General features: G+C 69.3%; 7 protein-coding genes. 2 read left to right on the top strand and 5 right to left on the bottom strand.

What is annotated here, in order from left to right:
- Both VGT06_13410 and VGT06_13405 read right to left on the bottom strand, forming a co-directional pair.
- On the bottom strand, positions 1–782 hold a 782-nt coding region (locus VGT06_13410; GenBank protein HEV8664119.1), incomplete at its 3' end, for a phosphate/phosphite/phosphonate ABC transporter substrate-binding protein.
- Positions 783–976: 194 nt separating this feature from the next.
- Entirely contained in the window at positions 977–2,980 is a 2,004-nt protein-coding gene (locus tag VGT06_13405; protein ID HEV8664118.1) for a cation:proton antiporter, read from the bottom strand.
- 134 nt (positions 2,981–3,114) lie between these two features.
- Between VGT06_13405 and VGT06_13400 the strand changes: the two genes are divergently transcribed.
- Positions 3,115–4,014, top strand: a complete 900-nt coding sequence (locus VGT06_13400; protein ID HEV8664117.1) for a TatD family hydrolase — start codon at positions 3,115–3,117, stop codon at positions 4,012–4,014.
- A gap of 11 nt (positions 4,015–4,025) precedes the next feature.
- Here the strand turns inward: VGT06_13400 and fetB are convergent, their stop codons facing one another.
- Both fetB and VGT06_13390 read right to left on the bottom strand, forming a co-directional pair.
- A complete protein-coding gene (gene fetB / locus VGT06_13395; protein HEV8664116.1) occupies positions 4,026–4,817 on the bottom strand; it encodes an iron export ABC transporter permease subunit FetB in 792 nt (263 codons plus the stop codon).
- Complete coding sequence (locus VGT06_13390; GenBank protein HEV8664115.1) at positions 4,814–5,551, bottom strand: ATP-binding cassette domain-containing protein; 738 nt, start codon at positions 5,549–5,551, stop codon at positions 4,814–4,816. Before VGT06_13390 ends, fetB begins: the two co-directional genes overlap by 4 nt.
- 83 nt (positions 5,552–5,634) lie before the next feature.
- Here VGT06_13390 and VGT06_13385 point away from each other — a divergent pair, with 83 nt between their 5' ends.
- Positions 5,635–5,937, top strand: a complete 303-nt coding sequence (locus tag VGT06_13385; GenBank protein ID HEV8664114.1) for a 4a-hydroxytetrahydrobiopterin dehydratase — start codon at positions 5,635–5,637, stop codon at positions 5,935–5,937.
- On the opposite strand, the gene VGT06_13380 is transcribed toward VGT06_13385, so the two are convergent.
- A partial coding sequence (locus tag VGT06_13380; GenBank protein ID HEV8664113.1) for a M20/M25/M40 family metallo-hydrolase occupies positions 5,934–6,818 on the bottom strand: 885 nt, incomplete at its 5' end. The two genes, VGT06_13385 and VGT06_13380, sit on opposite strands and share 4 nt — an antisense overlap.

The raw sequence follows: 6,818 nt of genomic DNA, 5'->3' as shown, positions 1-6,818 counted from the left end.
CGATAGCTCAGAATATGCCGCGGGGTCGGGAAGGACTCGTGGAGGACCTGCAACTGCTCCACGTCCCGCCCTGCCCACCGGAGATAACTCTGATTGTCCATAGCTCCGGCGGCGACAATCCCTTTGAGCACCCAGACCATGGTGGTTTCATCAGCGTAACTGAACCTGTAGCCCACTTCACCGGAGCCGACGCGTTCGGAAAACCCCTTCTGCGGGATCAGGTGGAGTCCCCGCTGCAACAGCATCACCTTGGGGAGGAAGTACCCGCTCGTCGAGTACGGCTCTTCGAAGGAGATGATTTTGCCTCGGAGATCTTCCAGGCGGGCAATGCCGCTGTCCTTCCGCGTGAAGATCACCGTGCGATATTCCGCGACGCCTTTTTTCCAACGGCGGAGCAAGAACTTGCTCCCGGAAAGGTGGCCCACCGCCATCGCCGGGAAGGGACTATCAATATAGAGGTCGACTCTCCCTTCGCGGAGAAAGCTCGCCATCTCGGGGATAGACCTTGCGACGATCACCTTCCCCTGGTCGATCCCCTCGACGAGGAGCTGCTTCGCAAGGTAGGTGACAAAGGGGGCTAGCTTTTTGACTTCCGCCCCGGGCTCGGCGCTGACTGAGCCTAGCGTAATCGCTTTCCCTCGCGCAAGCTGAGGGGAGAGGAGGACCGCTGCGGAACCGAACGCGATGGCGCAGAGCCTCAGTGCCCATCTTGGCATTCCCGACCCCCTTGTGCTTGCGAATCCCCGGGAAACCCTAACCGCGAGATAGATGACGAAGGGCACGCCGTGCAAGGGGCACGCCACTGTTGTGTCGCATTCCATTCCGTGCCGATGAAGCTTAAAGAAAGCAGTATTTTCAATGGGTTATGTACTAGAAGCTACCTTGGAGGATGAGAACGCAAAAGGGGGGCCGATCCGATGGATGGCAGGCTGTTAGTCGGAGCCGGAGAAGGCTCCAGGCAGGTCAAAAAAGCCGCCTAGCGCTCCCCTTCCGGTGGCTCGCCCAGGAGCAGGGCGCCGGCCCGCTCGATGTCAGCCGCCGCCCCGATGCAAACCAGGGTGTCCCCGGGCGCGAGGGACGCCCCGGGGTCCGGGCTGCTCCGGACGTGCCCCTCCCGGATGACGGCGATGACCGTGACCCCGGTCCGTGTCCTGAGGTCCAGCTCGCGGAGGGTCCGGCCCACCGCCGGGGCCTCGGCCCGGAGGCGGAAAGACTCCACCCCCACCCCGCCCAGCGTCCCGGCCAGGCTCCCCAGGGTCTGGGTCGGGACGGCCACGTCCCGGAGCATCTCGTACCGCTCCCGCCGGATCTGGTTGATCTGCTCCCCGATCACGTTGCGGGGGACCTGGTAGCGCCGCAGGACCCGGGCGAAGATCTCGATGGAGGTTTCGAACTCCTCCGAGATGACCTCGTCCGCCCCCAGCCGGTACAGCTCGTCCACCTGGACGGCGTAGCGGGTCCGGGCCACGATGTAGAGCTTCGGGTTCGCCTCGCGGGCGAGCCGGACGGCCCGCTGGACCGAGGTCGGGTCGGAGATGGCCACCGTCAGCAGGCGCGCCCGGGAGACCCCCAGGTGCTCCAGGACCTCGACCGAGGTCACGTCTCCGAAGTAGATCGGCTCCCCCTGCCTCCGCATCCGCCGGACCGTCTCCCCATTCATCTCCAGAATGGCATAAAGGATGCCCGCCTGCTTGAGGACCCGCGCCAGGTGGCGGCCGTTCAGGCCGAACCCCACGATGATGACGTGGTCCTTGAGCGCCAGGCGCTCCGGGGCGAGCGCGGTGAAGCGGCGCCCCGGGAACCAGCGCTCCAGGCGCTCCACCCGTCGCAGCCGCTCGGCCAGGCGCGGCCCGGCCTGGATCAGAAAGGGGGTGAGGAGGAGGGTCAGGACCGAGGCGGAGAGGAACGTCTGACTTCCCCACTCGGTCAGGAGCCCGAGCCCCTTCCCCACCTTGGAGAGGACGAAGGAGAACTCCCCGACCTGGGCCAGGGCGAGCCCTCCCAGGATGGCGGTCCGGGCCGGGTACCCGAGGAGGAGGACGCTGCCACCCCCCAGGAGCGCCTTCCCCACCAGGACAGCCGCCGCGAGCCCCAGGACCGTGAAGGGGTGGCCCAGGACGAAGCGGAGGTCCATCAACATGCCGATGGAGATGAAGAAGAGGCTGTTGAAGGCGTCCCGGAACGGGAGGATCTCGGTCAGGGCCTGGGTGCTGAACTCCGACTCGGAGACGACCAGGCCCGCCAGGAAGGCCCCGAGGGCGAGGGAGAGGCCGGCCTGCGCGGTGGCGTAGGCCGTCCCCAGGCAGATGACGATGACGCTGATCACGAACAGCTCCCGGCTCCGGGTCCGGACGATCTCGTAGAGGAGGCGGGGGACGACGAAGCGGGCGCCCAGAAGAACCACGCCCACGACCCCGGCGGCCTTGGCAAGGGTCCCCAGGATGGCGGCGGTCGAGGCGGCACCCGTCCCCAGGAGGGGGGCCAGGAGCATCATCGGGACGACGCACAGGTCCTGGAAGATGAGGATGCCGAGGACGCACCGGCCGTGGGGAGAATCAATCTCGGCCCGGTCCACCAGGGTCTTCAGGACGACGGCGGTGCTGCTCAGGGCCAGCAGGAAGCCGAAGAAGGTCGCGGGCTTCCAATCCGCCCCCGCCAGGGCCCCCACCGCCGCCGTGGCCGCGATGGTGGCCAGGACCTGAGCCGTCCCACCCCCCCAGACCGCCCGGCGGATCTGGTTGAGCTTCGTGAGGGAGAACTCGAGGCCGATCGTGAAGAGGAGGAGGACGACGCCGATTTCCGCCAGGACCTCGACCGAGTGGACGTCGGCGACCAGGCTCAGGCCGTAGGGTCCCATGAGGATGCCGGAGGCGAGGAAGCCGACGATGGTGGGGAGGCGGAAGCGGGTGAAGACGGTGACGACCAGAACCGAGAGCATCAGCACGACGATCAGGTCCTGGAGGAAGCGGAACTCCGGCATCGGCAGCCTCCCGCTGGCAGTCCGGGGCTCCCGATCTGCAAGATCAGGGCCGGGCGCCGCGGCGATTTCCGTTGACCGGCGGGGCGGGGCCGGCTATGGAGGGGACGTGGCGGCGCGGGTACCCGGAGGCCGCGATGATCCCCTACATTGACAGCCACTGCCACAGCCACGTCCTCCCCCACGACGCCTGGGAGGACCTGAGCATGACCGGGATGGTGGCCTGCGTCATCTCGGCCGGCAACCCGGCGGTGTACCGGGAGGTCCTGACCGAGCCCCCCGGCCCGGCCGAGATCCGGCGCTGCTGGGACCACCCCATCCACTTCGCGCGCCTGAGCGAGCGGCGGCACTTCGTTCGGGTCTTCGTGGCAGTGGGGGTGCCGTCGGTGACGGCCGTACGGGAGTGGGCACGGCTGGTGGAGGTGCTCCCGGAGGTGGCGAAGGACCCGGCCGTGGTGGCGATCGGCGAGATCGGGCTGGACCCGGTGCAGCACTTCGGCCTGACCTGGCCGATGGCCGACCAGGAGGCCTGCTTCGCCGCCCAGGTGGAACTGGCCAAGGCGCTCGACCTCCCCCTGATCCTCCACACCTCCTCCCCGCGCCGCCCCGGGGAGCAGATCCCGAAGCGCGGGCCGGACCTCCCGCCGGTGGAGCGGCACCGCCTCCACTACCTGGAGCGGGATATGGCCATTATCAATACGATTGGGTTGGACCATGCCCGGCTCATCGTGGACCACGTGGACGACAGTATCATCGAGTACGTCCACAAGGAGACCGGGGCGTGGGCCGGGATCAGCACGGGGTCCCTCCAGCGCCCCATCGCCCCGACTGCCGTTGCTGACATGGTAACCCGCTACGGGCCGGACCGGATCCTCCTCAACTCGGATCACGTAGGCTACCGGGGGATTGACCTGTTCGCGGTCCCGAAGGCTCTCCGCGAGCTGCGCCGCCGCGGCCTCTCCGATCTGGATCTCCGGCGGGTCGCCTTCGCCAACGCCAACCACGCCCTCCGCCTCGGGCTTCCCGATCCCTCCTAGTCCTTCACCCGTCAGGCTCCCACCAGGTAGCGCCGGAGCTGGTGAGCCGGCGTATAGTAGCGCCGCACCAGCAGCTCGAGGAAGAGCACGCAGGTGAAGGCCACCGCCGCCGTAAGCATCAGCATCACGACGATCTGATACTTGACGGCCACCAGGGGCGAGGAGCCGGCCAGGATCTGCCCGGTCATCATCCCCGGCAGCTGTACGATCCCGACCACCATCATGGCATTCAGGCTCGGGATCAGGGCCGCCCGCAGCGCCTCCTGACGGAGGGCGGCCAGCGCCTCCGGCGCCGGGAACCCCAGGGCGAGCAGGGTCTCCACCTCCGGCACCCGGTTTTTCAGCTCGGCCTGGAAGCGCTCCCCCGCCAATGCTGCCCCGTTCATCGCGTTCCCCACGATCATGCCGGCAATCGGGATCAAATACTGCGGGTCGAACCAGGGCCGGACGCCGATGACCACCTCGCTCACGAAGGCGAGGGTGAGCCCCGACCCTGCCGTCAGGGCGATCGCGGCAAAGGCCGTGATACCGGCCACCCGCCGCTTCAGGCGGGAGACCGCCGTGTGGGTCGCCACAAGGACCATCACGGCCACCGCGCCCAGGACCGGCGCCCAGTGCTCCAGGGCGAAGATCGCCTGGAGCACGTAGCCGACCAGGAACAGTTGGAGGAAGGTCCGGACCGTCCCCACCAGGAGGGAGCGCTCCAGGCCCAGGCGCTCCCGGAAGGACAGGACGAGGACCGCGGCGATGAGGAGCAGGGCGGCGGCGAGCCGCCAGGGGCCGATGTCCAGGACCTCGGTCACGGCACCCTCCCGGCGACAAAGTCGCGGACCAGGGGGTGGGTGGGGTGCTCCAGGGACGCGCAGGTCTCGGCGTCCACGAGGACCTCGCCTCCGGCCAAGAAGAGGAGGCGGCCGGAGAGGCTTCGGATGACGTTGAGGTCGTGGCTCACCACGACCAGCGTGAGTCCCTTCTGCTGGTTCAGCGTGGTCACCGTCTCGATCAGGTGGCCGGCCGCCTGGGGGTCCAGGGCCGAGGTGGGCTCGTCGAGGAGGAGGATTTCGGGGCGCATCAGGAGCGCCCGCGCGATCGCTACCCGCTGTTTCTCCCCCCCGGACAGCTCGCCCGCAGGACGGTCCAGGAAGGACCCGTCCAGGGCGACGTCCTCCAGGGCTGCCCGCAGGTCGGCCTCGGTGAGCGTGGCCCGCCGCTCCGGCGGATGGCGCAGCAGGTTGTCCCGCACGGTCCCGTCAAACATGACCGGGGTCTGGAGGGTGAGGGCGATGCGCCGCCGCACCTCGAGAGGGTCATACGTCCGCAGATCCTTCCCGTGGAAGAGGACCGTCCCCTGATCGGGATCGTCGAACCGGTTGAGCAGGCGCAGGAGGGTGGACTTGCCGCCGCCCGAGGGGCCGACGACGTTCAGGCGCTCCCCGGCCTCGAGAGCAAAAGAGACGCCCCGCAACACCTCGCGCGGGGCGGCCCCGTCGGCCCCGTGGGTGAGGAGCGTGACGCCCCGACACTCGAGGATCACCATGGGGAGCCGGCCTCGCGCCGCGGCGATTTTCTGTTGACGCGGCGGCAGCAAGAGGAGTAGAGAGAAACCCCGGAGGTGGGAGGATGTACCGGCTCCCGGACGAGGAGATCCAGAAGCACCTGGCTCACTTGCCCGGCTGGCGCTTCGACGGGCAGGCGCTCATCCGGGAGTACCGGTTCCCGGATTTCCGGAGCGCCCTGGCCTTTGTGAACAGCATCGCCGACCTGGCGGAGATCACCGGCCAGCACCCGGAGATCCGGATCGCGGGCTCCCGGGTGACCCTCGCCTGCGCGGACCGCATCACGAAGCAAGTCCTGCTGCCGGATATCCAGTTCGCCCGCCAGATCCAGAACTTCGCCGACACCCAGGAAGCCCTGGCCGGCTAGCCCCCGGCGTTCAGGCGCAGCACCTCGAGGATGACCCCGGCGGCGGCCGCCACGTCCGCCAGGACGCAGTGCTCCTCCGGCGTGTGGACTGCCCGCTGGCCGCAGCCGATGGCGACAGCCTGGATCCCTCGGGCGTTGAAGGCATTGGCATCGAGGCCGCCGCCGGTCCGGTGCGTCCGGACCTCGACGCCGACCCGCCGGCCCGCCTCCCGCAGGAGCCCGACCAGGCGCGCGTCGGCCGCCACCGCCATCCGGGAGTACTGGCGGGTGACCTCCGCCTCCACCCGGGCGGGATGGCGCGTCCCGTCCACCGTGACCGCGTGCCGCGCCGCCGCCGCCTCGAAGCAGCCCCGCATGTGAGCGACCTGGGCGTCGAGCTTCGCCTCGTTGTGGCTCCGGGCCTCGGCCCGGATCCGGACCAGCCCCGGGACCACGTTGACGGCGCTTCCGCCCTCGATGGTCCCGACGTTGGCCGTCGTCTCCTCGTCCAGCCGCCCGAGCCGCAGGGCAGCGATGGCCTCGGCGGCCACGCGGATGGCGCTCACGCCCTGCTCCGGCCGCACGCCGGCGTGGGCCTCCCGCCCGTGCACCCGGATCTCGAGACGGTCCGCGGACGGGGCGGCAGTGACCACCTTCCCCGGTTGCTCCCCATCCAGGACGAGCGCCTCTTTCGCCCGGAGCCCCTCGAGATCCAGGTGCGTCGCCCCCAGCAGCCCCACCTCCTCGCAGATGGTGAAGACGACCTCCAGGTCCCCGCGGGGCACCCGAGCCTCCACCGCCGCCCGCAGGCCCTCCATAATCGCGGCGCACCCGGCCTTGTCATCCGCGCCCAGGATCCCGCGGCCGTCGCTTCGGAGCAGCCCGTCCTCCCGCACCACCGC

The sequence above is a fragment of the Candidatus Methylomirabilis sp. genome (assembly GCA_036000645.1).
Taxonomy (GTDB): Bacteria; Methylomirabilota; Methylomirabilia; order Methylomirabilales; family JACPAU01; genus JACPAU01.
Note: the sequence above shows the minus strand (reverse complement) of the source record. Positions and strands in the feature narration are given on the sequence as shown.